This window comes from Pseudomonas sp. B21-015, from assembly GCF_024749285.1.
In the GTDB taxonomy this organism is placed as follows: domain Bacteria; phylum Pseudomonadota; class Gammaproteobacteria; order Pseudomonadales; family Pseudomonadaceae; genus Aquipseudomonas.
Genome location: NZ_CP087196.1, coordinates 2,901,536 through 2,927,522 on the forward strand (window position 1 = coordinate 2,901,536; position 25,987 = coordinate 2,927,522).

At 61.2% G+C, this 25,987-nt stretch carries 21 protein-coding genes, 1 tRNA gene and 2 pseudogenes; 16 read left to right on the forward strand and 8 right to left on the reverse strand.

The genetic code is table 11. From position 1 onward, the window contains the following. Nucleotides 1-54: 54 nt before the first annotated feature. Entirely contained in the window at nt 55-1,794 is a 1,740-nt protein-coding gene (locus tag LOY38_RS12830; protein WP_258700328.1) for a dipeptidase, read from the reverse strand. A gap of 334 nt (nt 1,795-2,128) precedes the next feature. Beyond that, entirely contained in the window at nt 2,129-3,241 is a 1,113-nt protein-coding gene (locus tag LOY38_RS12835; RefSeq protein ID WP_258700329.1) for a CapA family protein, read from the reverse strand. A gap of 224 nt (nt 3,242-3,465) precedes the next feature. Here LOY38_RS12835 and LOY38_RS12840 point away from each other — a divergent pair. Further along, nucleotides 3,466-3,540, forward strand: a tRNA-Gln gene (locus LOY38_RS12840). A 174-nt stretch (nt 3,541-3,714) separates the two neighbouring features. On the opposite strand, the gene LOY38_RS12845 is transcribed toward LOY38_RS12840, so the two are convergent. Next, the gene (locus tag LOY38_RS12845) at nt 3,715-5,715 is read right to left on the reverse strand and encodes a U32 family peptidase (RefSeq protein ID WP_258700330.1); all 2,001 of its coding nucleotides are present in this window, start codon (nt 5,713-5,715) and stop codon (nt 3,715-3,717) included. A 125-nt stretch (nt 5,716-5,840) separates the two neighbouring features. Further along, nucleotides 5,841-7,340, reverse strand: a complete 1,500-nt coding sequence (locus LOY38_RS12850; protein ID WP_258700331.1) for a PLP-dependent aminotransferase family protein — start codon at nt 7,338-7,340, stop codon at nt 5,841-5,843. A gap of 169 nt (nt 7,341-7,509) precedes the next feature. Between LOY38_RS12850 and LOY38_RS12855 the strand changes: the two genes are divergently transcribed. Continuing rightward, a complete protein-coding gene (locus LOY38_RS12855) occupies nt 7,510-8,145 on the forward strand; it encodes an FMN-binding negative transcriptional regulator (RefSeq protein ID WP_258700332.1) in 636 nt (211 codons plus the stop codon). A gap of 121 nt (nt 8,146-8,266) precedes the next feature. Here LOY38_RS12855 and LOY38_RS12860 read toward each other — a convergent pair whose 3' ends face one another. Then, nucleotides 8,267-8,914 carry a hypothetical protein gene (locus LOY38_RS12860; protein ID WP_258700333.1) on the reverse strand — a complete coding sequence of 216 codons (648 nt, stop codon included), beginning with the start codon at nt 8,912-8,914 and terminating at the stop codon, nt 8,267-8,269. Beyond that, nucleotides 8,911-10,104: a methyl-accepting chemotaxis protein gene (locus LOY38_RS12865; protein ID WP_258700334.1), complete on the reverse strand. Its 1,194-nt coding sequence runs from the start codon at nt 10,102-10,104 to the stop codon at nt 8,911-8,913. Before LOY38_RS12865 ends, LOY38_RS12860 begins: the two co-directional genes overlap by 4 nt. On the opposite strand from LOY38_RS12865, the gene LOY38_RS12870 reads away from it, so the two are divergent. The 3 genes from LOY38_RS12870 (at nt 10,093) to LOY38_RS12880 (ending at nt 10,991) form a co-directional block, all read left to right on the forward strand. Beyond that, nucleotides 10,093-10,494, forward strand: a complete 402-nt coding sequence (locus LOY38_RS12870; protein WP_258700335.1) for a hypothetical protein — start codon at nt 10,093-10,095, stop codon at nt 10,492-10,494. The two genes, LOY38_RS12865 and LOY38_RS12870, sit on opposite strands and share 12 nt — an antisense overlap. Nucleotides 10,495-10,609: 115 nt before the next feature. Then, nucleotides 10,610-10,741 (forward strand): hypothetical protein, encoded by a 132-nt coding sequence (locus LOY38_RS12875; RefSeq protein WP_258700336.1) that lies wholly within the window; start codon nt 10,610-10,612, stop codon nt 10,739-10,741. Between the two features lie 37 nt (nt 10,742-10,778). Further along, nucleotides 10,779-10,991: a DoxX family protein gene (locus tag LOY38_RS12880; RefSeq protein ID WP_258700337.1), complete on the forward strand. Its 213-nt coding sequence runs from the start codon at nt 10,779-10,781 to the stop codon at nt 10,989-10,991. A 30-nt stretch (nt 10,992-11,021) separates the two neighbouring features. Here the strand turns inward: LOY38_RS12880 and LOY38_RS12885 are convergent, their stop codons facing one another. After that, nucleotides 11,022-11,261 carry a hypothetical protein gene (locus LOY38_RS12885; protein ID WP_258700338.1) on the reverse strand — a complete coding sequence of 80 codons (240 nt, stop codon included), beginning with the start codon at nt 11,259-11,261 and terminating at the stop codon, nt 11,022-11,024. A 327-nt stretch (nt 11,262-11,588) separates the two neighbouring features. On the opposite strand from LOY38_RS12885, the pseudogene LOY38_RS12890 reads away from it, so the two are divergent. The 3 genes and pseudogenes from LOY38_RS12890 to LOY38_RS12900 all read left to right on the forward strand — a co-directional run. After that, nucleotides 11,589-11,906 (forward strand): annotated as a pseudogene (locus LOY38_RS12890) (ABC transporter permease subunit); the annotation flags it as partial. A gap of 31 nt (nt 11,907-11,937) precedes the next feature. Continuing rightward, a pseudogene (locus LOY38_RS12895) lies at nt 11,938-12,060 on the forward strand (proline racemase family protein); the annotation flags it as partial. Between the two features lie 229 nt (nt 12,061-12,289). Then, nucleotides 12,290-13,303, forward strand: coding sequence for a GlxA family transcriptional regulator (locus LOY38_RS12900; RefSeq protein WP_258700339.1), 1,014 nt, complete (start codon nt 12,290-12,292; stop codon nt 13,301-13,303). A 92-nt stretch (nt 13,304-13,395) separates the two neighbouring features. Here the strand turns inward: LOY38_RS12900 and LOY38_RS12905 are convergent, their stop codons facing one another. Further along, nucleotides 13,396-14,361: an AraC family transcriptional regulator gene (locus tag LOY38_RS12905; protein ID WP_258700340.1), complete on the reverse strand. Its 966-nt coding sequence runs from the start codon at nt 14,359-14,361 to the stop codon at nt 13,396-13,398. A gap of 159 nt (nt 14,362-14,520) precedes the next feature. Here LOY38_RS12905 and LOY38_RS12910 point away from each other — a divergent pair, with 159 nt between their 5' ends. The 8 genes from LOY38_RS12910 (at nt 14,521) to LOY38_RS12945 (ending at nt 25,983) form a co-directional block, all read left to right on the forward strand. After that, nucleotides 14,521-16,512 carry a TonB-dependent receptor gene (locus tag LOY38_RS12910; protein WP_258700341.1) on the forward strand — a complete coding sequence of 664 codons (1,992 nt, stop codon included), beginning with the start codon at nt 14,521-14,523 and terminating at the stop codon, nt 16,510-16,512. Nucleotides 16,513-16,538: 26 nt separating this feature from the next. After that, nucleotides 16,539-17,579, forward strand: a complete 1,041-nt coding sequence (locus tag LOY38_RS12915; protein WP_258700342.1) for an acetylserotonin O-methyltransferase — start codon at nt 16,539-16,541, stop codon at nt 17,577-17,579. Beyond that, nucleotides 17,576-18,880 carry an MFS transporter gene (locus LOY38_RS12920; protein WP_258700343.1) on the forward strand — a complete coding sequence of 435 codons (1,305 nt, stop codon included), beginning with the start codon at nt 17,576-17,578 and terminating at the stop codon, nt 18,878-18,880. The genes LOY38_RS12915 and LOY38_RS12920 overlap by 4 nt, the downstream gene beginning before the upstream one ends. Nucleotides 18,881-18,905: 25 nt before the next feature. Beyond that, the gene (locus LOY38_RS12925; protein ID WP_258700344.1) at nt 18,906-21,320 is read left to right on the forward strand and encodes a decarboxylase; all 2,415 of its coding nucleotides are present in this window, start codon (nt 18,906-18,908) and stop codon (nt 21,318-21,320) included. 23 nt (nt 21,321-21,343) lie between these two features. Beyond that, the gene (locus tag LOY38_RS12930; protein WP_258700345.1) at nt 21,344-23,854 is read left to right on the forward strand and encodes an aminotransferase class III-fold pyridoxal phosphate-dependent enzyme; all 2,511 of its coding nucleotides are present in this window, start codon (nt 21,344-21,346) and stop codon (nt 23,852-23,854) included. Nucleotides 23,855-24,035: 181 nt separating this feature from the next. Next, complete coding sequence (gene moeB, locus LOY38_RS12935; protein WP_258700346.1) at nt 24,036-25,208, forward strand: molybdopterin-synthase adenylyltransferase MoeB; 1,173 nt, start codon at nt 24,036-24,038, stop codon at nt 25,206-25,208. A 17-nt stretch (nt 25,209-25,225) separates the two neighbouring features. After that, nucleotides 25,226-25,633 (forward strand): M67 family metallopeptidase, encoded by a 408-nt coding sequence (locus tag LOY38_RS12940; RefSeq protein WP_258700347.1) that lies wholly within the window; start codon nt 25,226-25,228, stop codon nt 25,631-25,633. A 77-nt stretch (nt 25,634-25,710) separates the two neighbouring features. Then, nucleotides 25,711-25,983 carry a MoaD family protein gene (locus LOY38_RS12945; protein WP_258700348.1) on the forward strand — a complete coding sequence of 91 codons (273 nt, stop codon included), beginning with the start codon at nt 25,711-25,713 and terminating at the stop codon, nt 25,981-25,983. The last annotated feature ends 4 nt before the right edge of the window (nt 25,984-25,987 follow it).

The following is a 25,987-nucleotide window of genomic DNA, read 5'->3' on the forward strand; positions in this document are numbered from 1 at the left end:
TGGCAAGACGATCAAAACGATGGACCCGCCAGAATGGCGGGTCCGGAAGGGGGATCAGAGTGTCGGCAACTGCCCGATGCGACCCATCATCTCGGTCACGATCTGCAGGTCCAGCAGGAACTGGTCGACGGTCTTGAACTCGTTGTCGTTGTGGCCGGTGTACTTGAGCTCGGGCCTGGCCAAACCGAACTGCACGCCGTTGGGCAGCTCATGGACCGAAGTGGCGCCAGCCGAGGTGCCGAACTTGTGCTCCATGCCAAGGTTTTCGCTGGCCACCGCCAACAGCGCCTTGACCCATTCACCCTCAGGGTTGCGGTACATCGGCTCGGCGATCGAGTAGTCGAAGGCCACTGCAATGTGAGTCTTCTCGCTCCAGGCGCCCAGCTTCTTGGCGATTTCGGCCTTGAGCGCTTCCGGGGACTTGCCCTTCGGCACGCGCAGGTTGACCGCGAGCTTGAAGGCTTTTTCATCCATCCCGACGTAGGTCAGGGAGGTGGTCAGCGGGCCCATGAAGGCATCGGAAAAACCGACCCCCAACTTGCCCCCCAGGTAGTCCAACCCCCAGTTGTCGACGGCGTAGCGGGCGGCGTCGGTCATGTGGTTGTGCTTGAGCGCGACCTTGCCGTCGAGGCTGTTGATGAAGCCCAGCATCCGTGCCACCGGGTTGATGCCTGACTCGGGCTCGGAGGAGTGGGCAGAAACGCCGGTGACCGTGAGCTTGACGTCCTTGCCAACGACCTTGGCGGTCACGTCGAAGTCGCCGCCATTGCGCTTGGCATAATCGGTGCCAGCCTTCTGCAGGCTGGCGGCCAATTCGGCGGGCTTGTCAGTCACAAGGGTAGCGACCGACGTCGACGGAATCTGATTGGTTGCCAGGCCGCCGGTCATTGAGGTGATTTCGGCGCCCTTGCCCTGACCGTTACGCCGGGCAAAGTTCGCCATGACGGTGCCGTAGCCTTTCTCGGCAATCACCACCGGGTAGCCGCCATCCAGCGCCAGGTTGTAGTTGGGTGTCGGGTTGTGTTCGAAGTAATAGGGGATGGCGTCGCCGGTGGTTTCTTCGGTGGTGTCTACCAGCAGCTTGAAATGGCGAGCCAGCGGCAGCTTCTCTTCCTTGATGATCTTCATGGCGTAGAGCGCAACCACGATGCCGTTCTTGTCATCCTCGGTGCCTCGGCCATACATACGGTCGCCGACCTGGGTAACCTTGAACGGATCGAGGCGGGTGCCGTCTTTCAGGACCCAGTTCTCTGGAGTCACGGGCACCACATCGGCATGGGCGTGAATGCCCACGACTTCATCGCCACTGCCTTCCAGGGAGATTTCATAGACGCGATTGTCGATGTTGCGAAAGTTCAGGTTAAAGGCCTGGGCAAGGCCCTTGAGCTTGTCGGCGATCTTGATGAATTCGGGATTGTCGTGCTGGGCCACGCCGTCCACGCGGAAGGTCGGGATGGCCACCAGCTCGCGCAGGGTCTCGGTGGCAGCGTCGCCGTACTTCACCCGCGCATAGAGGCCGAGCAGGCGATGGATCTCGTTTTGCTGTTCAGGGGAAAGGGGCTTGTTGCCCTGGAAAGCACTGATTGCCGGGCCGAGGTCGCCGGTTTTGGCAAGCTCGCTCTTGGCCAGGCGTCCCAGGAACTGCCTGAAATCCGTTACCGATGCATCGCTGAAGGTCTTGAGGATGGTCGCGCTCTGTTGCGGGGTGATGTTGGCATGTGCTGACGTGGTGAACGACGAAAGGCTGGCCAGCATCAGGGTTGTCGCGGCCAAGTGCTTGAGTGAGAAATCCATTGCTGGGGGCATTCCTTTGCAGGTGGTTGGTAAGAAATATCTGATTGATTAGTCAGAAACTTTTCCAAACTAACACCAAGAGGGAGTGGTACGGGAGTCCATGAAGTGCGATCTGTCGCACAGAAATGCAAAAGCGACGCAGAAATGAAAAAACCGGGAAGGTTCCCCGATGCTGCTCATTTAATAGAGTCTTGAGTCAGTGAGAAACCTGTGGCGAGGGAGCTTGCTCCCGCTTGAGTGCGTAGCACTCACAAAAATCGGTGATTGTTATCAGATTTTTGGGGCCGCTACGCTGCCCAACGCGAGCAAGCTCGCTCGCCACAAAGGTAGGCACCTACCAACGCAACTCAAAGGCATTTTTCGCACCCGGCCGGAGGCTGCTGCCCAAGCGTGCGCACTCGCGAGAAAGGGTGTCGTGCAGCCATTGACGGTCATCCCCTTCGGCGCGACAGAGGCGAAAGCGGCAGAGGCGGGTGGGTATCAGCTCCAGCGTCTGCAGGTGCCCGTCCGGGGCCAACGAGGCAAAGTACAGAAGCCCCAGGTCGCCGCGATAGGTTGAGTGGCCCTCGATGCCTTCGTAATCGTTCAGCAGATCACCGCAGCCATAGAGAATCAGGCGTTCGCGGTACACCTCGATGCCCTTGACGTGGTGCGAGGAATGCCCGTGCACCACGTCAACTCCGGCCTCGTCGATCAAGGCATGGGCGAACCGGACTTGCTCGCGCGGGATATCGAACCCCCAGTTGCCACCCCAGTGAATGGAGGCGACCACCCGATCCCCCGGTTTTTTGCCCGCGAGAATCCGTTCGGCCACAGGGTGCAGGCTTTGCATCGACAGATCTTCCAGCCGCGCGACGCCCGCGCGCTTATCCGTGGCGGCCCAGTCCGGCGCAATGCCGCTGTCGGGTGCACCGAGGCCAAACACCAGCAAGCGCCGCCCGCCAGGCTGCGGCAGCACGGCGGGCGCTTCGGCGGATTGCCGGTTGCGCCCGGCGCCGGCGCTGCGCATGCCGTTGCTCGATAAGGTATCCAGCGTATCGGCCAGGCCGGCTGCCCCCCAGTCCAGCACATGGTTGTTGGCCAGCACGCAGCAGTCGATGCCGGCGGCGCTGATGGCCGGGAAGTTCTCCGGGCTCATGCGGTAATTGATGCCTTTTGGCTCCGGCCGTCCGCGGCGGGACACCGCGGTTTCCAGATTGATGATGCGTGCGTGTGGTTGGCGAAGTTCGAACTCATCCAGCGCAATGCCCCAGATGTAGGTGAAATCGACTGGGCGCGGAATCGGGCCATTGAGTCGTTCTGCCAGCCGGACGTAATCGCCGGCATTCTTGACGCAGGCTTCGTAAAGCCGTGGATCGCCAGGATGCGGCAGTACCGAGTCGATGCCGCGGGCGGTCATGACGTCGCCGGCGAGAAACAACTTCAGGGTATCGGTAACAGCTGCCATGGCACCCTCCGGATGTCCCGAATAGCCTGGATCAACAGTAAATATCTGTTTTAAAACAAATTAGTTTATTTTTGGTCTTCCCAGACGCAACGAAAGTTGATAAATTTCCGCGCGTTCTTGCAGAGGTCCTTACAGGGCTTGCAGCGCAGGGACGCAGCAGCTCGATATTGCTCGCAAGCTGCACAATCAGAAAGAGAGTGCCGGGCACTCGTCGCAACAGATACAGGGGCGTCGCCAAGCGGTAAGGCAGCAGGTTTTGATCCTGCCATGCGTTGGTTCGAATCCAGCCGCCCCTGCCATTTTCTTACATCCATCCCGATATGACTTAGCCTGCAGGTATTGCGCAGCTCCGGGATGGTTGTCTTTACGAGAAACGCCAACGCCGATCCGGCTTGGCGTTTTTTTGTGTCGCTCATTCAGCCGACATGAGAGCGCAGCGAGCGCGACGCCGTAGCGGCGCGCTCGCCCGTCACTCAGTGGGGCGCGCGAGGGATGGTCTTGAGCAGGTCTTCAGGGCTGATGTGGCCGACAACTTGCTGCACCGCGCTGCCCGGTTGTGGCAGGCCAAGGATGTGCCCCTTCATCTTGCCGATCACGTGCATCTCGCAGGGCTTGCAGTCGAACTTCAGCGTCAGTACCTCGTCACCGTGCACCAGTTGCATCGGCGCGACCTTGGTGCGTACGCCGGTGACGCCCTTGGCCTGCTTGGGGCAGAGGTTGAAGGAGAAGCGCAGGCAGTGCTTGGTGATCATCACCGGCACTTCGCCGGTCTCCTCGTGAGCCTCATAGGCCGCGTCGATCAGCTTGACACCGTGACGGTGATAGAAGTCGCGGGCTTTCTGGTTGTAGACGTTGGCCAGGAACGACAGGTGCGACTCCGGATACACCGGTGGCGGATCGGTCTCGGCCTTGCGACCACCCCGAGGGTGGGCTTGGATGCGGGCCGCGGTCAGCGCTTCGATGACTTCGCGGCGCAAGGTCTTGAGCTGCGAGTTGGGGACGAAATACGCCTGCGGTGCATCCAGCTCGATAGCCGTGGCGTGGTACTGCGTGGTGCCCAGTTGGCCGAGCAGGTCGTGCAGTTGCTCCAGGGCCTGTTCCGGCTTGTTGGCCAGACCGAATGGGCCGTCCAGGGCGACGCTGGCGCTGACACCTTCTTCGCTGGTGGCGGTCAGTTCCAGGCGATCCTCGCGCAGGCGAGCGACCCAGGCAAGACCCACCCGGCGCTCGGCGGAGGTCTTGATCAGGGCCTGTTGCCAGTTGTGGTCGAGGTTGCGGCTCAGCGGGTGGTTCGGCCGCAGCTGATGCAGCCCTTTCGGCATTTCGTTGGGCTCGACACGGTAGCGGTAGCGCTTTTCACCGTCATCGATGAACTCGCCCTTGGGCTCGGCGATGTTGGTGCGCCAGCCCACCACCTCGCGTTTGACCAGCACATTGAGGCCGTCGCCGTTGGACAGCGGTTCGTGGGTGACCACCAGCAAGTCGCGCTTGCCGACTTTCTCCACCACGCCCACGGGCAGGCCGGTGAAGGTGGGTGTGTCGAAGGCGCCGATGTCGATCTTGCGGTCGCTGACGAAGTAGTCGGTGCTGCCGCGGTGGAAGGTCTTTTCCGGATCGGGCACGAAGAAGTGCGCGGTGCGGCCGCTGGAAGCGCGGGCCAGGTCCGGACGGTCTTCGAGGACGTCGTCCAGGCGCTGGCGATAGTAGGCGGTGATGTTCTTCACATAGCCCATGTCCTTGTAGCGCCCCTCGATCTTGAACGAGCGTACGCCGGCTTCCACCAGGGCGCGGATGTTGGCGCTCTGGTTGTTGTCCTTCATCGACAGCAGGTGTTTTTCGTAGGCGATCACACCGCCTTTTTCGTCCTTGAGGGTGTACGGCAGGCGGCAAGCCTGGGAGCAATCGCCACGGTTGGCGCTGCGACCGGTCTGCGCATGGGAGATGTTGCATTGGCCGGAGAACGCCACGCACAGCGCGCCGTGGATAAAGAACTCGATGGCCGCATCGGTCTCGTCGGCAATGGCGCGGATCTCCTGGAGGTTCAGCTCGCGGGCCAGCACCAGTTGCGAGAAGCCGGCCTGATCGAGGAACTTCGCCCGTGCCAGGGTGCGGATGTCGGTCTGGGTGCTGGCGTGCAGCTCGATCGGCGGAATGTCCAGCTCCATCACGCCCAGATCCTGGACGATCAGCGCATCGACGCCGGCGTCGTACAACTGGTGGATCAGCTTGCGCGCCGGCTCCAGCTCGTTGTCGTGCAGGATTGTGTTGATGGTGGTGAACACCCGGGCGTGATAGCGACGGGCGAATTCCACCAATTGGGCGATATCGCTCACCTCGTTACAGGCGTTGTGCCGGGCGCCGAAGCTCGGGCCGCCGATGTACACGGCGTCGGCGCCATGCAGGATGGCCTCGCGAGCGATGGCCACGTCACGGGCGGGGCTGAGCAGTTCAAGGTGATGTTTGGGTAGGGACATGTTTTTTTAGTCTGGCTTGTCACGGTCAAGGTGCGCATTGTAGCGGCGAAACGCTTGACCGGCACCCGTGTGGTGCCCGATGGCGCCTGTTTGCCGGGCGGGGCTGCGGGGCACAGGGCGCAAAATCATCCGGCAGGGGGCTGCGCAGCCAGCGCGATGACATGCGCAAGGCGTCTGGTGACGGACTCGATCTCCTCGGCACTGAAACCACCCAAGCCCAAAATCAGCCCCGAACGACCATGGCCACCGGCATACATTGGGGACACTGCACGTACCGATACGTGAACTTCGAAGGCTTTGGTGGCGACCCACTGATCGTCGATTCCCTCTGCCAGCCAAAGCACCAAATGCATGCCCTGATCGCTCGGTTCCAGCCATGCCAATTCGCGAGGAATCAGCCTCGCAACCGCCTCGATTATTTGCCTGTGGATGTCCGCGTACACGCCGCGGATTCGCCGGATGTGTCGATCCAGATGTCCTTCTGCGATGAATGCCGCGAGAACATGCTGATCGGCGTTGGCGGGATGCCGATCCATCAGAACCCTTGCACCACAGAAGGCTTGCACCAGGTAAGGCGGAACGATTGCGTAGCCGAGTCGTAACGACGGGAACAGTATTTTGCTGAACGTCCCCAAATAGATAACGCGGTCGGGGTCCAGCCCCTGCAGGGATGGAAAAGGGTGGCCCGCATAGCGCAACTCACCATCATAATCGTCCTCGACGATCCAGGCATCGCAGGCCCTGGCCCATGACAACAGGGCCTCGCGCCGGGCCATGCTCATCGGCATGCCGAGCGGATATTGGTGTGAAGAGGTCACGAAGGCTGCCCGTGCCTGGGGGCATTGCTCTATTCCACGTTCAACATTCAAGCCCTCGGAATCGACAGGGACGCGGATCATTTGATTCGTATGGCCCGCGCTTTCCAGAATCCCGGTGATACCCCGGTAGGCCGGATCCTCCACCCACGCAAAATCCCCAACATCGAGCAGCACCTGGCACGCCAGGTACAGGCCTTGTTGCGTGCCGGATGTGATGATGACCTGGCTCGCTTCACACCGGACAGATCGTGACTTGCGTACGTAATCCGCTACCGCTTCCCGTAACTCGAGAGCGCCCTGTGGATCACCGTACCCCGATGGAGCTCCGGGCCCGCGCGCCCTTATACGATTGCCAAGGCGACGCCAAATATCGTCAGGCGCCGCTTTTCCAGTCGGGACGGAGACTGAAAACGGAATCTGGGGAGCCGCTCCAAATTGCCGGGCCACCTGAGCGAACCTTTCGATTCGCGCAGAGGGAGTCCACGACCTTGTTCCAGCCAGGCTGTCTTCCGGTTTGCTGGTTGGCGCCGCGTCTACCAAAGAGCGGGCAACCCGCGTACCCGCTCTACCTCGGGATTCCAGGAAGCCCTCGGCGATCAACTGCTCAAAGGCCTCGATAACGGTGCCTCGGGCAATCATCAGCGATTTGGCGAGAATGCGCGTCGATGGCAGGGGTTCACCTGGTTTGACGTCGCCCCTGCGGATCGCAGACCGAAGCGCTTGAGCCAGTTGTCGTCCTAACTGACCTGCGGTTCGATCCAGCGTGCCTAACGATGGAATTTCAACAACGTTCGCTTTTCGTGCCATCAATTCTGGCTCAGTAATTATGTTGGATATTGGCTCTATAACATGAGCCAGTTAACCAACACAATTTATAGGAAGGCCACATCACCACTGCCGAGACGTTCGCAAAAGGCGAGTGTTTCCTTAGCTGTTCTGCGATGTCCCCACCCCTTGGACGATTGATGGAGTTGATATGTACGTACCTGCCCATTTCGATGAGCCCCGGGCCGAAGCCCTTCATGAACTGATGGTTCAGAACCCGCTTGGCATTCTTTTTACCAACGGCGAAAGCGGGCTGGATGCTAACCACATCCCTTTCGAGTTGAAGGCTTCGGAAGGGCAGTTCGGCGTTCTCCATGCTCACGTAGCGCGAGCCAATCCGGTCTGGCAAGACGTGAAGGACGGGGACGAAGTGCTGGTGGTTTTTCGTGGCGCTGAAGCTTACATCTCGCCCACCTGGTATCCGAGCAAGCACGAAGCCCACAAGCAGGTTCCGACCTGGAACTATAAGGTGGTGCACGCGCACGGGAGGATCACCATCCGGGATGATGAACGCTACGTTCGTGGATTGGTGGCGCTCCTGACCCGAACCCACGAGTCGTCCCAGCCTGAACCATGGAAAATGACGGATGCGCCCAAGGACTATATCGCCTCGATGCTTAAAGCGATCGTTGGGGTAGAGATCGAGATCACTCGATTGGTCGGTAAATTCAAGTTGGGTCAGAACAAGGAAGCGAGAGACATCCGCGGTGCCGGTCAGGCGTTGAAAGACAGCGGGAAAATAGCGTTAGGGGAGGCAATGCTCGCTGGCCTCGATGCCAGATTCTGAGGTGAGCTGGCGTTGAGCAACGGTGTGAGATACCTCTTGTCTTTTTTTGAAGCAAGGCCGGTGCGAGGTGAACTGAAACGGCTCTCCTCTGCACCGTTGCGAAGTCGAATGGAGATAAGCCTCAGTCCAGATCCCGACGGATCGCGTCGAGGCGTTCGTCGAGTAAGGGGGTGAGGAGGGCGTAGCACTCCGCCGGGGCGATGGACACTGTCGTTGTGCCGATCAGGCAGCGTTGCAGCCGTTCGAGAGCGTTGTGCAACGAGCGGGGGGCATGCCTGAGCAAGCGTTCGTGCAGGTACTGCAATTGAACCAGCATTTCCAATGGGCAACTCTGATGGGCAGCGGCGCGCACCGACAGGCCGCGCAGCCGCCCCAGGTCTTCCAGCTCCCAACAGCGCTCGGCGATGCTCGGGGGCTGCAGATTGAGCGCGCAGCGCTGCAGTTCGAGGTGCTGGATGGCGCCGAGCAGGTCTTGCAGTAACCGGCAATGGCCATCGAAATCCGCTGGATTACGGCGTAACGCGTTCCAGGCCTGGCACTGTGCGCAATACGGCCACTCTCTCCAGCGTTGGTCGAGCGCCTGACCCAGTGACTGGCACCGCTGTTGTGCCTCGCGGGTGATCTGTCCGCCGAGACCGCGATGTTGCTGCAGACCTTGCAGCAGGTCGAGGCCCAGCAAGAGAGCCTGCCTCAGCCCCATGTCACTCTGTGGCAGAAGAATTCGTCGGGGTTGCCTACCCTCGAGTGCGGTGGCGAGTTGTTGATTCATGGGCGGTTTCCGACAGTGAGCTGGTTGAGATAGCGGGTCAGGTCGTGCAGCGCATGGGTCTGCGTGCTCTGCTGCTGCACCGCCCCATTGACCTGTTGCAACTGTTCGCTGAGGGCATGATTGGCTTGCTGGTGCTCGCTGAGCGCCTGTTGCATGGCGCTGAGGTGTTGCAGATTGGACTGGCTTTGTCGAGCCAGGTCGTCGAGGTTGGCGGCCAGGTGCTCGCTCTGCTGGCTGCCGGTTCTCAGCAGGTCTCGGTGTTCTTTGACCTCGCCATCCACCTGGCGCACGGCATCGGCGATCGCCGTCGCGGCCGTGGTGATTTCGTTGGTGGCCCGGTCGGTGGCCTGGGCCAGGCTGCGGACCTCCTCGGCGACCACGGCAAAACCGCGGCCGTGCTCGCCAGCGCGGGCAGCCTCGATGGAGGCGTTGAGCGCCAGCAACTGGGTCTGCCTGGCCAGTGCCTGGATGCTATTGACGGTGCTTTCCACTGCGGTCGTGCGTTGCAGCAACGCTTCCACGGCCTGCGCGGTATTGCCCAGACTGTGCTGAATGGTGAGCATGCTGCCACCCACTGAACGCGCCTCCAGACAACCGGCTTCGCTCTGGGCATGGGCGTTGGCAAAGGCCGCCAGCGCACCTTGGGCCAAGGCATCGATGCTGTGCAGGGTCTGATCGATCTGCTCGCTGGCGGCAGCGATCATGGCGATTCGTTGGCTCTGCTCTTCACCCTGATCGCGGGCCTGCTGGGCCATCTGCTCCAGGGCACGGCTGGCGAACTGTACCTCGCTGCGCAGGCGTTCGTTGTTGCGCAGTTGCATGCTGGCGGCCACCAGTAACGTCGCCGGGTCGGCATCCCGGGAGTTGCGTAGCAGCTGTGCCAGTTCAGTGTCCCAGAATGTCTGTAGATGGCGTTGATGGCGCTCACGCAGGTGCCAGGCGCAGCCCAGGTAGAGGGCGCCGGGTATCAGGGCCAGTGCGCTTGCGGGCTGTTCGGCCAGCGCGAGACCACAGGCACCCAGGGCCAATCCGAGCGGTAGCCAGAAGCCGAGCTTGCTGCGTTCGAGCAGGGCCATGCCAGGTTCGAGCAATGCCTTGGTGAATGTTGTGCCGGCCAGGTGCGACTTGCCGCCATCGCTGCGCAGATTAGCGATGGCATGACCCGGGGGGAGCATTCCTTGAGCAGACATGAGGATTTCCTTTTATGCCGGGGTGAAAGCAAAAACGGCGCACGCTCACCTGCCGCAATATGCAGGGGAGCGGACGCCGTTGTCCGTGATGTTTGCGAAGCCATCGTCGTTGATGGCGAAAACCTGACAAGACCTAAGCAAGTTGTTTGCCAGCCTATGTCAGTCAGTCAAGGTGCGGAACCTGTGGAAGCGGGCTTGCACTTAACTGACTGGCATCAGGGGCAGGCCTATCCGTTTTTCCCCGGCCTGATTCTGATTTTTACTTCGCTGGCTGCGAAGGCAGAAAAGGCGATCAATGCACCAGGCGCGGGAGTTGTAGAGTTGCAGTGCTCCGTTCTGGTTCGAGCCAATCAAGGCCGGGGTTCTTTGATCCGGGTGCAGGCCGCCTGAACCGAAATTCCGTAAGGTAAAAAGGTCTGGCACAGTGTCCAATGCCAGTCAGTTAAGGTGCGGAATCTGTGGGAGCGGGCTTGCTCGCGAAAACGGTGTATCAGGCGACATCAATGTGGAAGCCCAACTGCAGGCGCTCGCCGGTCTCGACCCACAACCGCTGCCGGGTGACCAGATTGAAGTCATCGTCAACAACGCGGTCTTCACTTTCCTCCACGGCACACAGCTCAAAAAGGACTCGCTATGAAACTGCCTGAATTTTCCTGGAAGGCCTTTCTGGCCTGGTGTTGGCGGCGTTCTTTCTGATCGGCGTCATAGGCAAGATCTTTGTCTCCGGACAGATCGCCACCGACTATGCGCGCTGGGGATATCCGGGCTGGTTCCACTATTTGACCGGCTCACTTGAACTGATCACCGCGATTCTGCTGGCGCTCAAAGCTCTGCGTTTTTGGGGGGGCAATACCCGATCCAGTCAAGAGAAAGGGCGGCAACTGTAAAACCGCCCCCAGGTAGCTGCCAGGATCTTGCTAGTTACCATCCGCCACCTTCCGTTCTATCTCAGCTATTTTTCGACGGATTTCCTCAGCCTCCTGCTCCTGGGTTCGAGTCGAAGCGGGCGTATTGGCTGGATCTGCACCTTCGGCGTCACTGTCGCTGTCCTCAAGATCTCTTTCGACCACATCGACAGGTTTACCAGACGTATCGGTGGACGGGGCGTTCGTGGTTATTCCTGGTTTGACGTCGTCAACACTGCCATCGTTGTTCATATCGATTTACCTCCGTTGACCTACACATTGGATAACAGCGGTATGGATTGAGTTCGAGATTTTTTGCCGGTGTTCAGGTCAGGAAACCCACGATTTTCATCCTTTACGACGCGGCTCAACGGTTTGCGCTTTTTGGAAGGCCTCTCTATTGCCTCACTGGGATGTCGCAACCGTTCCCAGGGATGTCGTCCCCGGCCAACCGGCCTGAACACAGGTGCGCTTGGTAATAAGCTTTATTAGGGATTGATCTAGGAAATAGCATTCCAGAAGCGACCCTGTTCTTTCCTATAAGCGACTACGTCGTTTTTTGAATAAATAACCAAATGAATCATGCAGACGGTGCCGCCTTGGGTTTACCTGACCCTCGCCGTGAGTCTCTTCAGCCTGGGGCGCGTGCCAGCAATGATTGCGACGATTGTGTACGGCATTCCACCGATGTTCAGATTGACGACCCTTGCCTTCAAGCAACTGCCCAAAGATCTGCTCGAGTTAGTCCAGGCGTCCGGAGCTTCGCCAAGGGACATTCTGTTCAAAGTCGAGCTGCCGACGGCCGCACCCACGCTGTTGGTCGGGTTGAACCAATGCATCCTCATGTCTTTGGCGATGGTGGTGCTGGCAGGTCTGGTGGGGGCGGGTGGTCTTGGCGGGTGGCGGGCCTTTGTTGCCGTCGGTTTCGATGGCCGAACGACGTGAGATCTTCGTTCGCGATCATGACTGGGTTCGAACCGCGTTGATGTTCGAACCCAGGGGGCACGACTTCATGTCGGGCGTGATCATCTATCCGTCTACGCGTGAAGATTGGGCTCAACTGTTTGGGAAGGGACGGTTGAAAGTAGGGGATACGTTCCGCAATGAAAGCCTGACAGGAACAATCTTCTCGCGCCTTGCCCTGCACAACAGCAGACCCGGCGCGGCGGGGAAACTAATTGAGAACGCCCCCTAGGGCTTTTTGAACTTCTGCGGTTAGCATGACGCTTTATCAACGCACCAAGCGACAGGTTGGTTAACGTAACCGAGTGGGTCAAACATTGATCGAACGACGCCAATTCAGCGGAGGCATGAAGGGGAAAAATCTCCGCTACCTGAATGAGAACTCTGGTGAGCCTGCGCGAATGACACGGGCAGGCTTTGTGTTGCTCGAGCATTTCTCGCTGCCCGCTTTCACCCAGGCGCTGGACACCATTGTCACTGCGAATTTGCTACGCCCCGGGCTGTTCTCTTCCCGAACGTTCGGCTTGAATGACGGGGAGGTCATCAGCGATCTGGGCCTGGTCATTCGGCCTGACGCACGTCTCGATTCTTCAGCCATTCAAAACCTGGATCTGCTGGTCATTTGCGGCGGCTACAGGACAGAACTGAAGGCGACTGATGAGTTCATCCACCTGTTGAGAGCGGCGGCAGACCTGGGTGTCAGCCTGGCCGGGTTATGGAATGGCGCGTGGTTCCTGGGCAGGGCTGGGGTGCTGGATGGATATCGTTGCGCCATTCACCCCGAGCATCGCCCCGCGCTTGCGGAAATCTCCAAGGCGACGCATGTCAGCAGTGAGCCCTATATCATTGATCGAGATCGGCTCACTGCCTCCAGTCCCTCTGGGGCATTCCATATGGCGTTGGACTGGATCAAGGAATTGCACGATAAAGCCCTCGTCGAGGGTATTGAGGACATCCTGGCTTTTGAGGAGTCTCGTTACCGGCGCATCAAACCGACTGAAAATATCTGTGTGAGCGCGCCATTACGCGAGGTGGTCAAACTGATGGATGCCAACCTCGAAGAGCCTTTGGAGTTGGAGCAGTTGGCCGTATACGCAGGCCGTTCCAGGCGACAACTCGAGCGTTTGTTCAAGGAGCAACTGGGCACGACACCGCAACGCTACTACATGGAATTGCGGATTACCGAGGCGCGTCGACTCCTTCAGCACACAGAGCTATCTCAGGTCGATGTGCTGGTTGCCTGTGGTTTTGTTTCGCCCAGTCATTTCAGCAAATGCTACAGCTCGTATTTCGGCTACAGGCCTTCCAAGGAAACGCGACTCGTCAAGTGAAAGCATCTTTTCGAGTCTGCGCACCCTCGTGACCTGCCGCGTCACCCTACTTGAAGCGTGCTTCAAAGTCCGGGACCTGCGCCTCTGATTGCTCAGCGGCGCTTGCCGAATACCGATTTGGGTGGCTTGCCGAAAAACCGGGTAAAGGCTGCGCTGAAATTGTTGGGGAACTTGTAGCCCACCTGATAGGCCGCCTGGGCCACCTGGCAACCGCTTTCGAGCAGGGTGTATGCCTTGCGCATGCGGATCTCGTGAAGCATGCGGTGCGGTGTGGAATTGAAGCGGTAATGCAGGCCTTCCTTGAGTTTGAACTCATTGAGCCCCACCGCGGCGCACAGGTAGGGGATGGTCAACGGCTGGTCCATCCGCTCGATCATGATGTCCCGGGCGCGATCGAGTTTCTCGATGTCCACCGCGCTGAACTGCAGGCTGTCGGAACTGGTGGCAGGGCTCAGCAGTTTCAGTTGTTCGGAGAGCAGGCTCAGGGTGTGAATGTGCATGTCCAGGGTGCCGCTCACCCCTTGGTTGAGGTAGCGGGTCAGGGCGGTGGCGTGGCTGGCGCTGGCCGCCGAGGTCTTCTGGAACGCCAGTTGGCGGACGTTACCGTTGCCCAGCAACTGGCGGGTGCGCTGCTCGCCAATGTACTTGTTGAGCATGTTTTCGCCGATCAGCAACCGCAGTTGGGATACCGTTGCCCCGGCTTCGTAACAGCGCTCGCCGAGGCTCATCTGGAACGAGGTGATGGTGGTGTAGCCGGCGCGAAACGACACCGCCGAACCGTCGACGCCCTTGTACCCGGAGTCACCCTGCATGCCGAAGGTGATCACCAGCATATGACGATTGTGTGGGCTGACGGTTTCCTCGATCAGGTTGCGCGTGGGCCGGTAGCGCGAGCGCACCACCATCAGGTCGTCATCCAGACACAAGCGTTCGGAATAGCACTCGCCCAACTCCTCTGGTAATTGCTGGCGCATCCAGCCGCCGGTGTTGTTGCTGACCAGCCGCGAGTGCGTTGACGCGACTCGATACGACTGAGAAATCCTCTGTAAGACCGCCACTTTTATTGTCCTCCTTGATTGGGCTACGGCTCGCATATGGATTAATCCAGAATCCATATGTATACATATGATAAGCATTCGCATTAATGAATATCATGTTTACAAGTCTACTGCCATCTCCGGGGAAGGCAGTGCGCTGATTCATTGATGGGGAAAGCAATGAGCATGCATGTGTTGAAAGCCAGCGGTTATACGCTGTTTGTTGGCTGCTGGGTGGGTGGCGTGACGACTGTCATTGCGCAGACAGAGCTGCCGTCGGTCATCGTCACGGCGAACAAGATCGAGCAGGAACAGGAGAAAGTCCCGGCCAGCCTATCGGTGCTCAACGGCGAAGACCTGCGCAAGGGCGCCATCGATGATCTGGAGCGCCTGGCCCGAGTCACCCCCGGGTTCACCTTTCAACCCTTTGGCCAGTCTGGCACCAACCTGCCGGTGGTGCGCGGCCTGACTTCCAGCTCCACGGCGTTTTCGTCTTCGATGCTGATGCTGGTGGATGGCGTGCCGACCCTGATGGGGCAGGGTTTCGACCACAACCTGCTGGGGGTGGAACGCATCGAGATCCTCCGTGGGCCACAGTCGACCCTCTACGGCCGCAACGCCGAAGCCGGGGTCCTGAGCATCCATACCCGCCAGCCCGATGCCGAGCCTTACGCACGGATTGAAGCCGGTGGTGGCAGCCGCGACCAGCGCACCCTGAGCACCGATGCCAGCACCGCCCTGGTGCCGGACACCCTGTATGCCGGGGTGTCCGGGCAATGGCTGGAACAGGACGGTTTTATCGACAATACCTATCGCGGGGGCCAGGCCGATGACCGCGAACGGCACAGCGCGCGGACGGTCCTGCGCTGGACTCCGGGTTTGGCGACGGACGTCAACCTGCGCTATAGCCGTCAGGATTATCGCGACGGCGGTTCGCAGTGGGGCGCGGTGAATGCCTCACGGCGCGAGGTGCGCTCCGGTACTTCAAGCTGGAACCATTCCAGCGGCCGTAGCTTGTCTCTGGATGTGCTGCATGAGTTCGATTCGGGACTGAAGCTGCACTCGATCACCGCACGCAATGACTTCTACGACCGGGTCCGGCAGGACGCGGATTTCATGCCGGCGGACCTGTTCCATCTGGGTCGCGATTACCACATGAACACCCTGTCCCAGGAGTTTCGTCTGGAAGGCCAGTGGCGCGACAACCAGTGGCTGCTCGGTGCCTATGCCGACCGCGACGATCATGACCTGTCCTATGAGCTGAAGCTGCCCCTGAGCCTGACCCGCACCGACGTGCAATTGGGCGGCAACACCACCGCGCTGTTCGGCCAATGGGTGATGCCCCTGACCGAGCGCTGGACGCTGACGCTCGGTGCGCGGGCCGAGCAGGACAAAGTGCATATCGACCCGGCGGTCGGCAGCCGCCAGAGCGACCAATGGCAACGCTTCACCCCCAAGGCGGCGCTGCAATACGAATGGCAGCCCGACGCCTTTGTGTATGGCAGTTACGCCGAAGGTTTTCGCGCCGGCGGTTTCAATGCCTTCTCCAGTGCCGCCAATTACCCCGGTTACGACCCGGAAAAAGTCAAAACCTACGAGGTCGGGGCCAAGGGCTGGCTCGACGACAAACGCCTGCGCTACTCGGCGGCGCTGTACTGGATGGACGTACGTGACATGCAGGTGCAGCAGATCTTCCAGCCGGGAGTGGTGTACATCACCAACGCCGCCTCGGCGCGCTCGACGGGGCTCGACCTGGAAGCTGAATACCTGTTCGCCGACAACTGGCGGGTGATCAGCGCCGTGGGCCTCAATCGCACCCGTTTCGAACGCTTCAAGGAAGGCAGCAACGACTACCAGGGCAACCGCAACCCCTACGCGCCGGACCTCACCGGCCACCTCAGCCTGCGCTATGACGCTCCCACTGGCTGGTACGCCCAGGGCGGTATCAGTGCCATCGGCAAGACCTACCTGGATTCGGCCAACCAGTACAGCCGTGGCGGCTACGGTCTGATCGACCTGAATGCCGGTTACGACTTCAGCCACTACGGTATATCCGCTTACGTGAAAAACGCCGCAGACAAGCGCTACGACGCCGTCGGCTATCTGAATGGCACAGCCCGGGTCTACAGCCCGCCACGGGAGATCGGCCTGCGGGTCAGCTACGAACTGTGAACGATGAAAATAGTGAGCTGCGAACTATGAACGGAATCAACCTGGCATCCCCCCATCCCCTGCAACCTTACTGGGACCTGACCCTGGCGGCGGTACGCGCCGATGCCCTGCGCATTGCCCTGGACTGGAAGCTGTTCAACCTGCTGCAAGTGCCGGCCACGGCCCTGGCGGTTGCCCGGCAATTACAGCTCGACCCAGCCAATACCGGTTACTGGCTGGAGGCGCTGTGGAGCATGGAATTGCTGGCGCGCGACGATCGCCAGCCGCCCCATTACCGCAATACCGCAGTGGCCAGCGATTACCTGCGGGTCGAGGCGCCGGATTATTGCGGTGACGCCTGGGCCTTTCGCCTGCGCGGCTTGCGGCATTTCGGCAGCCAGCTTGGCGATCAGGTGCGCACCGGCCAGCCCGGCGGCCAGGCGCCGAATGTAGCGACCACCATCGACAACTGGACCACGGCGGCGCGCTTGCAAATCGCCCAGGAGCAACGGGCGGTCACCGTGGATATGGCGTTGCGCCTGATGGCCCAGGTGCCGGAGTTCTCCGCTGCACGACGCATGCTCGACCTGGGCGGTGGCCCGGGGCTGGTGGCCATTGCCCTGGCCCGGGACAATCCGACGCTCACCGGCGAGGTGTTCGATTTCGCCCAGACCGTGACCGTGGCTGCGGATAACATTCGTCGGGCCGGTCTGGAGGCGCGTCTGGATGTACGTGGTGGCGATCTGGCGAGCGATCCGATCGGTGAAGGCTACGACCTGATCTGGTGTTCCTCGGTGCTGCATTTCGTCCCTGACATGGCCGCCACCCTGGCCAAGATCCATGCGGCGCTGCGCCCTGGCGGGGTACTGGTCAGCGCCCATGCGGAAATCCCCACAGACCCGGAGCAAGCGCGGCGGGTCATGCCTTATTACCTGTCGATGCAGATGCTCGGACGCCCGGTGACCTACGCCGGCGGCATGAGCGAAGCCTTGCAACAGGCCGGTTTCGTCAATATCGACAGTTACCCCGAAGTGGCTTTCGCCATGACCCCGGTGTCGGTGCTGGTGGCGCGTCGGAGTACCTCATGAACCGCCAGAGCGACGCCGGCGCCTGGCGTCTGCAACTGCTCTTTGGCTGGCTGAGTTTCGTGCTGGCGGTGCCGAGCATTTATCTGCTGCTCGGGTTGCCGCTGGTGATGCGCGAGCACGGCTGGTCCGGCACCGATATCGGCCTGTTCCAGCTGGCCGGTTTGCCGGCGGTGTTCAAGTTTCTGCTGGCCTTGCCCGTGCAGCGCTATCGCTGCGAACGCGGGCATTACCGAATCTGGGCGCTGGTGCTGTGCCTGTTGCTGGCGCTGTTGCTGGTAGTGGTCAGCCAGCAGGCGATCACGGCCCATCGTGGGTACCTGTTTGGCCTCGCGTTCGCCGCCGGGGTGCTGGCGACCTGGGCGGACATCCCGGTCAATGCCCTGGCGATCAAGTTGCTGCCCGAGTCCCAGCGGATTCGTGCCGGCGGTGTCCGCTCGGCGGCGCTGTTTCTCGGCGCCATTGTCGGTGCCGGAGTGATGTTGCTGGTGCACAACCGCTGGGGTTGGCAGGCGCCATTTCTGTTGATGGCTGCCGGCCTGTTGCTGGCGTTGCTGCCCCTGGCCTGGTTGCGCGAAGGCAGCGTCGAGAATGCAGCGCCGATCAGGCCCTCTCTGGCCGACTGGTCGGGCTATTTCCGCCAACCCGGTGCGCGCCTGTGGACCTGGGTACTGCTGAGCAGCTTTCCCTTTGTCGGCGCCGCCTGGCTGTACCTCAAACCCTTGCTGCTGGACCAGGGCATGGCCGCGCAGCAAGTGGCCTTGATTGCCGGCGTTGGTGGCGGCGTGGTGGGGGCCCTGGCCAGCTTGCTGGGTGGTCGCCTGATTCGGCGCCTGGGGCCGGGGCGGGCGATTCCGCTGTTCATGGTCTGGTCCTTGTTCGCTCTGCTGGCGCTGACAGCGGCGGTGGGGTTGCAGGCCGGGATGATCTGGCTGGTGGCGGCGGCTTTTGTGCTGGCCACGGCCATGGGCGCGGTGTCGACGCTGGTCTTCGCCCTGATGATGTTTTTCTCCCGCGAGCATCGGCAAGCCGCCGACTACGGGCTGCAAGCCAGCCTGTTCGTGCTGACGCGCCTGCTGGTGCCGATTGCCGCCGGGGTGCTACTCGACCACGGCGGTCATGTGGGGATGCTGGCCGGTCTGTCCTTGGCGATGTCCGTGGTCTGTGCGCTGGCCCTGGTGGCCCGGCGTTCGATCGCGGCGGCCACGGCCGGCCTTTACAAGGAGGCGCCAACAAGGCGGTTGGCGCCCCGTCCGGTTCGAGCAGAGGCCCATGGGCCTCAGCCACGAGCCATTCAATCGTAAGTCTGACTTGAGTAAGGATGAGTTAATGAAGGCAACCTTAGGTATCTGTCTGGTTACCCAGGCCGAGCCTCTGATCGAGGATGTGACCTTTGTCATCGAGCAGTTGCAGGCCGGCTTGCAGCCGCCTGCCACTGCCGCTGACTGGCCACTGACGATCGGAGGCTGCGAAGAGATGCACCGGGCCCTGGGGCCGCGGCCCCGCAGCGAGGCGGTGCTGGAAGCCCTGATGGTCCAGGCCAGGAGCTATCTGCAGGGTGGCCCGGCAAATGCCGCTGCGCTGCCCGATCTGTGGTTGATGACCTTCGAATCGGTCGAGGCGGCGCAATCGCGGTTGCGTCACCTCGACCCGCGACTGTCGAGCGAGCTGTTCATTCTCGACCTGAGCGAGCAAGCCCAGGCCGGCGTCGAAGACCCTTTCGACGAGCTGATCGCCGCCGCGCCCAACCCGCGCCTGTCGCCTCATTCGGCGCTGCTGTATTGCGCCTTGTCGGCCTTGCCGGAATGGATGAACCGCATCGGTGGCAATCGCCATCTGCGGGTAGCGGGGGAGGATCGCGCGGCGCGGCGTGCGGACTTGTTGCGGATCGTCCTGGATCACCTGGAACATGCCTACTTCAACCGTCTGCTGGCGCGCTCCATCAGCGGTCCACTGCTGTCGGTGAGCCTGGCCACGGAAGTGACGCGCTTTATGCGCAGTCGCTGGCAGGAGCGTTGGGACTTTCATTCCTACACCGGTTCCATGGTGGCCGGGATGATTCAGTCCATGCAACAAAACGTCGCCGGCACGGGCGTGCGTTGCCTCAGTGGTTGCAACGAACACAGCCTGGCGGTAAGCGCCATGGCTGGCTGGCAGCTGTTTGGCCGGGCCTACGTGATCACCGTGACCTCGGGCATGATCGATGAATTCCGTGGCACCCTGGCCAACCTCAAACGTCTTGGTGCGCCGGGGCTGATCATCTGCGCCGACAGCCCGGAAAGCGTCTGGTACGCCTTCCAGGGCACCCATGACGGTGACAACGATGGGCGCCGGGTGATCGAGGCCAAGGGCCTGCGCCAGGTGTTCATCCGCAAGGTCGAGGAGATCGGTGCCTGCCTGGAGCAGGCCTTCGCCATGCTTGCCGAACGGGCCGAACCGGTGTTCATCCTGGCCACTCAAGGGGTGCTGGAATCCCGGCCTCTGGTGCCGCTGGATGTGCGCCTGCCCGAGCCGCCAGCGACCCCGGCAACCCAGCTCAGCAGCACCCAGATCGAGGCGCTGGATCAGGCCCTGGACCTGATCAACCACCAGCCGCTGCACCTGCTCTGGCAGTGCGGCAAGCTCAGCGATCAGCAGCGGCAACGGGTGCACGCCCTGGCTGAACGCGGCGCCATCGGTCTGGCCGACAGCATCACCCAGCCCGGCAGTGTCGGCCCTTACCACGAGGGACGACGGGTACCGCACTATCTGGGGCCGTTGTCGTTGTATGGCTTCAGCCGACGGGTCTATCAGTTTGTGCACACCGACCACGAGTTGAACGGGCCGCAAAGCCATTGCGTGTTCTTCCTGAAGGGCAAGGTCGATCAGGCCGCCACGCCGTTCTCAGAAGGCAAGCTCAAGCGTCAGTTGCGGGTGGTGCAGGTCAACCATGAGCCACGGCACCTTTCGCCGTTTACCGACCTGGCGCTGGATGTGCCGCTGGATGTGTTCCTCGATCACATCGAGAGGGGGTTGCAGGTCGAGCCACAGATCCTCGCCTTGCGTCGCGCCAAGCTTGACGTGCTGTCGGCCACCAGCGAGAGCGTGGCGGCGGACCACATCGAAACCCTGCCGATGACCTCCAATTACTTCTTCCACCGCTTGGGCAACCTGGTGCGCGAACTGATCGAGCAGCAGGACTATCGCTATGTTGGCGTCTATGACGTCGGCCGCTGTGGCATCTCGGCGATGCGCAATGTGCCGCGCACCGATCCGGGTTTTTCCGGCTGGTACGGGCGCGCCCTGATGGGCGATGCGCTGATGGCCTTGCCCTATATCGCCATCACCGGCACCGGCAATGTCCTGGCTTTTATCGGCGACGGCGCCCGGGCGCTGGTGCCGGATATCGAGGCACGGCTGGCCCAGGGGCTGGCCGAGGACCCCGAGGCGGCGAAGCGCAATGTGACCCTGTTCTACCTCACCAACGGCCTGTTGTCGCTGATCCAGACCTACCTTGACAAACGCTACGCCCACAATGGCGCACAGCAGGTTTCGGTGACCAGTGCCGCACCGTTGGCGGCACCGCTGGAGCGCGTCGGGCCGATCAGCCTGCACCGCGAACGCCTGGTGAGCTTCGATGAAGCACGCCTGCGCAGTGCCCTGACGCGCCCCGGACAATTGAATATTTTCGACGTGTTGTTGGCCCATAACTCGGAAGGCGACGGCTTGAGCCTCGTCTCCGAAACCGCCTGGAACCGTCAATGAACCTGCACTCAGGACAGCCCCCCATGAAATTCGGTTTTATCGCCCACCCAACCTCCATCGCCCTGCAACGTCAGGTGAAGATCATCGACCTGTTGGACCGCACCCTCGCCGAACAGGACCGTGGTTATCAGGCCCGACTCTGGCAGCCGCGCAACCTGGTGCCGTTCGCTGACTTCGGGCGCATCGTCAGTGCCAGCGGCGCGACCTGCGAAGGCATCCTGCATTACCTGCCGCTGACCGCCGAGCAAATGCTCAGCCAACCGCGAACCATTGCCGGACGCGTACTCGAAGGCGTGCAAAGCCTGAAAGAGCAGGGCGCGCAATTGGTTGGCCTGGGCGGGTTTACCGCCATCGTCGGCAATCGCGGTTTGCAGACCCTGGACCGTAGCGGCGTGCCGGTGACCACCGGCAACTCGCTCACGGCCTACGCCGCCTACAAGAATGTGCTGGAAGCCATGGCCCGCCTGGAAGTGTCGCCGGCGGACAGCGAAGTGGCCGTGGTCGGTTACCCCGGCTCGATTGCCCTGGTCATCGCCAAACTGCTGGCCCGGGACGGTTGCCGCCTGCGTCTGGTACACCGTGGCAGCGCCGAACAGGGCCGCGAAAGCCTGGCGTATCTGCCGGCGCAAATGCACGGCCAGGTACGCATGACGGCGGACATCGACAGCTGTTACGACGAGGTGCGCTTCTACGTCGCCGCGACATCCAGTGGTGGGGTGATCGATCCCTATCGGCTGGCACCGGGTTCGGTGGTGGTGGACGCCGCGTTGCCGCGCGATGTGCTGCCGTTCCAGCATGATCGCAAAGACATCCTGATCATCGACGGTGGCCTGGTGTCGGCCAGTGAGGCCCTGCGCTTCGGCACCGAGACCCTGGGGCTGGCACCGAAGAAATTCCTCAACGGCTGCCTGGCGGAAACCCTGGTGCTGGCCCTGGAGGGGCGTGCCGAGGCGTTTTCCATCGGCCGCGAACTGCCCGAGGAGCGGGTGCTGGAGATCGGCCGGATCGCCGAGTTGCATGGTTTCTCTCCATCGCCCATGGCTTCCTATGGCGAGCGTCTGCGCGAAGAAGATTTCCAGGCCTTGCGCCGTTTCCATCGACGGCCCACGGCAACCCCGACCGCCGACCAGCCGGCCGCGTTGCGCGCCGAAGCCTTGCGTTGTTTTGGCGAGCACATCAATCCGGTGTTGCGCGAGTTCTATCAGTTCAACCATATCGAGCGAGTGTTCACCCACGGCAGCGGTTGCTGGCTGACCGATCTGGACGGTGGTCGCTACCTGGATTTCGTCGCCGGTTATGGCTGCCTGAATACCGGGCACAACCACCCGCGGGTCAACCAGGCGTTGCAGGCGTACTTGCAACAGCAGCACCCGACCTTTGTCCAGTACGTCTCGGTGCCGCTGCAAACCAGCCTGCTGGCGCAGCGTCTCAGCGAGCTGGCGCCAGGCAACCTGGAGCGGGTGTTCTTCAGCAACTCCGGCACCGAGGCGATCGAGGCCGCGTTGAAACTGGCCATGGCCGCCATGCGCCGCCCACGGGTGCTGTATTGCGACAACGGCTATCACGGCAAGACCCTGGGCGCGCTGTCGGTGACCGGCCGCGACAAACACCGCGACCCGTTCAAGCCGCTGTTGTCGCGCTGCGATTCGATCCCCTTCGGCGACCTGGCCGCGTTGGAGGCGGCCTTGAGCCTGGGCGATATCGGCGCCTTTATCCTGGAACCGATCCAGGGTGAGGGCGGGGTGATATTGCCGCCGGCGGGCTACCTGAAACAGGTCCGGGAGCTGTGCAGCGCCCATGACTGCCTGTTGATTCTCGACGAGATCCAGACCGGCCTCGGGCGTACCGGCAAACTCTTCGCCTGCGAGTGGGAGGCGGTGGTGCCGGATATCCTGGTGCTGTCCAAGTCCCTCTCCGGCGGCGCCGTGCCCATCGGCGCGACCCTGTCCAGCGCGGCGCTGTGGGATCGCGCCTACGGCAGCATCGATACCTTTGCCTTGCATACCTCGACCTTCGGCGGCGGCAACTTCGCCTCGGCCTCGGCCCTGGCGACCCTGGACGTGATCGCCGATGAAGACCTGGCCGGCAACGCCGCGCGGGTCGGCGGGCAACTCAAGGAGGCGCTGCGCGAGGCGGTCAGCGGTTACCCGTTCATCCGCGAGGTGCGAGGCATCGGGCTGATGATCGCCATCGAGTTCGAGTACAGCTTCCACGGAGGGGTCGAGGCGTTCGTGCGTGAGTTCGCCAGCCGTATTCCGGGGAATGCGGCGGGCACTTATCGCATGCTGTCGGGCAAGGCCAAGCGGCACATCGAGGAGGCCATCAGCGAGGTGGAGAAAAACTTCGAGGAGATGTTCGTGCTGCGCTTCGTCAGCAAATTGTCGAGGGAGCATGGGGTGCTGACGTTCGTCACCGCCAACAACAACCGAGTGATGCGCATCCAGCCGCCGCTGGTGCTCAGCGACGCTGAGGCGCGGCATTTTGTCGAGGCGTTCAGCGCTGTGTGCAAGGACATGTCGACCTTCCTCGCCTGAGTCAATTGACCGCCCATGAAAGCCCTCGAAAGAGGGCTTTCATCTATTCGTCATAAGTTACCGACGATTGTTTAAATGCATACAAAAACGTGGCTTCTGAATATGAAAATCCGGGGCCGTTGAATTGATTAATTGAAGTTGCTGCCTGAGAATCGGTTGCATTCAGTAACAGAGATTCACCATGAAACTTCCTGCTCTTGTAGAACCCGTTGCAAGCCTAAGTAATGAAGAAATAACCCGCTACAGTCGGCACTTGTTAATTCCCGATGTCGGCCTTGAAGGCCAGCGTCGCTTGAAGAGCAGCAAAGTGCTGGTCATCGGTGCGGGCGGCCTGGGTTCACCGGCCTTGTTGTATCTGGCGGCGGCCGGCATCGGCACTCTGGGTATCATCGATTTCGACCGGGTGGACGAGTCCAATCTGCAACGCCAGGTCATTCACCGGGTGGCCACCGTCGGCCAATTGAAAGTTGAAAGCGCCGCCGCGGCGATCAAGGACCTGAACCCCCATGTGCAGGTCAACCTCTACGACCAGCGCCTGGAACCGGAAACAGCAGTGCAGTTGTTCAGCCAGTACGACCTGATCCTCGACGGCACCGACAACTTCGCCACCCGCTACCTGGTCAACGATGCGTGCGTGCTGGCCAACAAGCCCTATGTCTGGGGTTCGATCTTCCGCTTCGAGGGCCAGGCCTCGGTGTTCTGGGAAAACGCCCCCGGCGGCGTCGGTCTCAATTACCGCGACCTGTACCCGGAGCCGCCCCCCCCTGAACTGGCGCCATCCTGCTCGGAAGGCGGGGTTCTGGGCATTCTCTGCGCCTCCATCGGCGCGATCATGGCCACCGAGGCGGTCAAACTCATCACCGGCATCGGCGAAAGCCTGCTGGGGCGCCTGATGGTTTATGACGCCCTGGAAATGTCCTACCGGCAGATGCCGCTGCGCCGTTCACCCGGGCGCCAACCGATTATCGCCCTGAGCGATTATCAGGCGTTCTGCGGCCTGACCGCGCCCAAGGGCATGCAGCCTTCGGACATTCCGTCCATCAGTGCCCGGGAGCTGCAAGCCTTGCGCGAACGTGGCCAGGATGTGCTGCTGATCGATGTGCGCGAGCGTACCGAGTGGGACATCGTACGTATCCAGGGTGCCCAGCACATCCCCAAGGGACCGAATACCGCCGCGCTGATCGAGACCCGTTTCGGCAAGCACGCCAACCTGGTCCTGCACTGCAAATCCGGGGCGCGCTCCAAGGCCGTGTTGCTGGAATTGCAGCAATTGGGCTTCAGCAATGTGCGCAACCTCGAGGGCGGCGTACTGGCCTGGGTGCGGGACGTCGAGCCGACGTTGCCGAGTTATTGAGCGCAGGCGGGGCGAACATGTTGAGTATTCGTGCCGGCCTGCTGGAGGCCATGCTGGAGCAGGCGCGACGGGATCATCCGCTGGAAACCTGCGGCATCATCGCCGCGCCCGCTGGCGCCAGAACCGCCGAGCGGCTGATCGCCATGGACAACGCGGCGCGCTCGCCGACCTTTTTCAGCTTTGCACCGAAACAGCAATTGTCGGTCTGGCGTGAACTGGATGAGCGGGACGAGGAGTGCCGGGTGATCTATCACTCCCATACCGCCAGCGCGGCCTATCCCAGCGCTGAAGATGTGCAGTACGCCGGTGACGCTTCGGTGCACTACGTGATTATTTCAACCCTGCCGGATATTGATGTGGCGGTGCGCAGCTTTCGAATCGTTAATCGTAAAGTTACCGAAGAAAGTATTCATGTCGTGCGCTGAAACTGGATGTCGGCACGGCGTTAAACAAGATCAATTAATTAATAAAAACAGCCTTATTCAGGCTCAGGGAGTTCTGCATGTCGATTTCCGTCATGGTGCCAACTTTGTTGCGCTCTTTTACTCAAGACCAGAAGCGCATCGAAGTTCAGGGAAGTACGGTGCTTGAAGTGATCGAACAGATGGAACGGGAGTACCCCGGCGTTAAGGAACGGCTGATTGGCGACGGTCAGGTGCATCGTTTCGTGAACATCTACGTGAACGATGACGACATCCGTTTTGCCGACAATCTGGCCACCCCCCTCAAGGCCGGTGATGCCATCACCATCCTGCCCGCGGTTGCTGGTGGTTGATTGC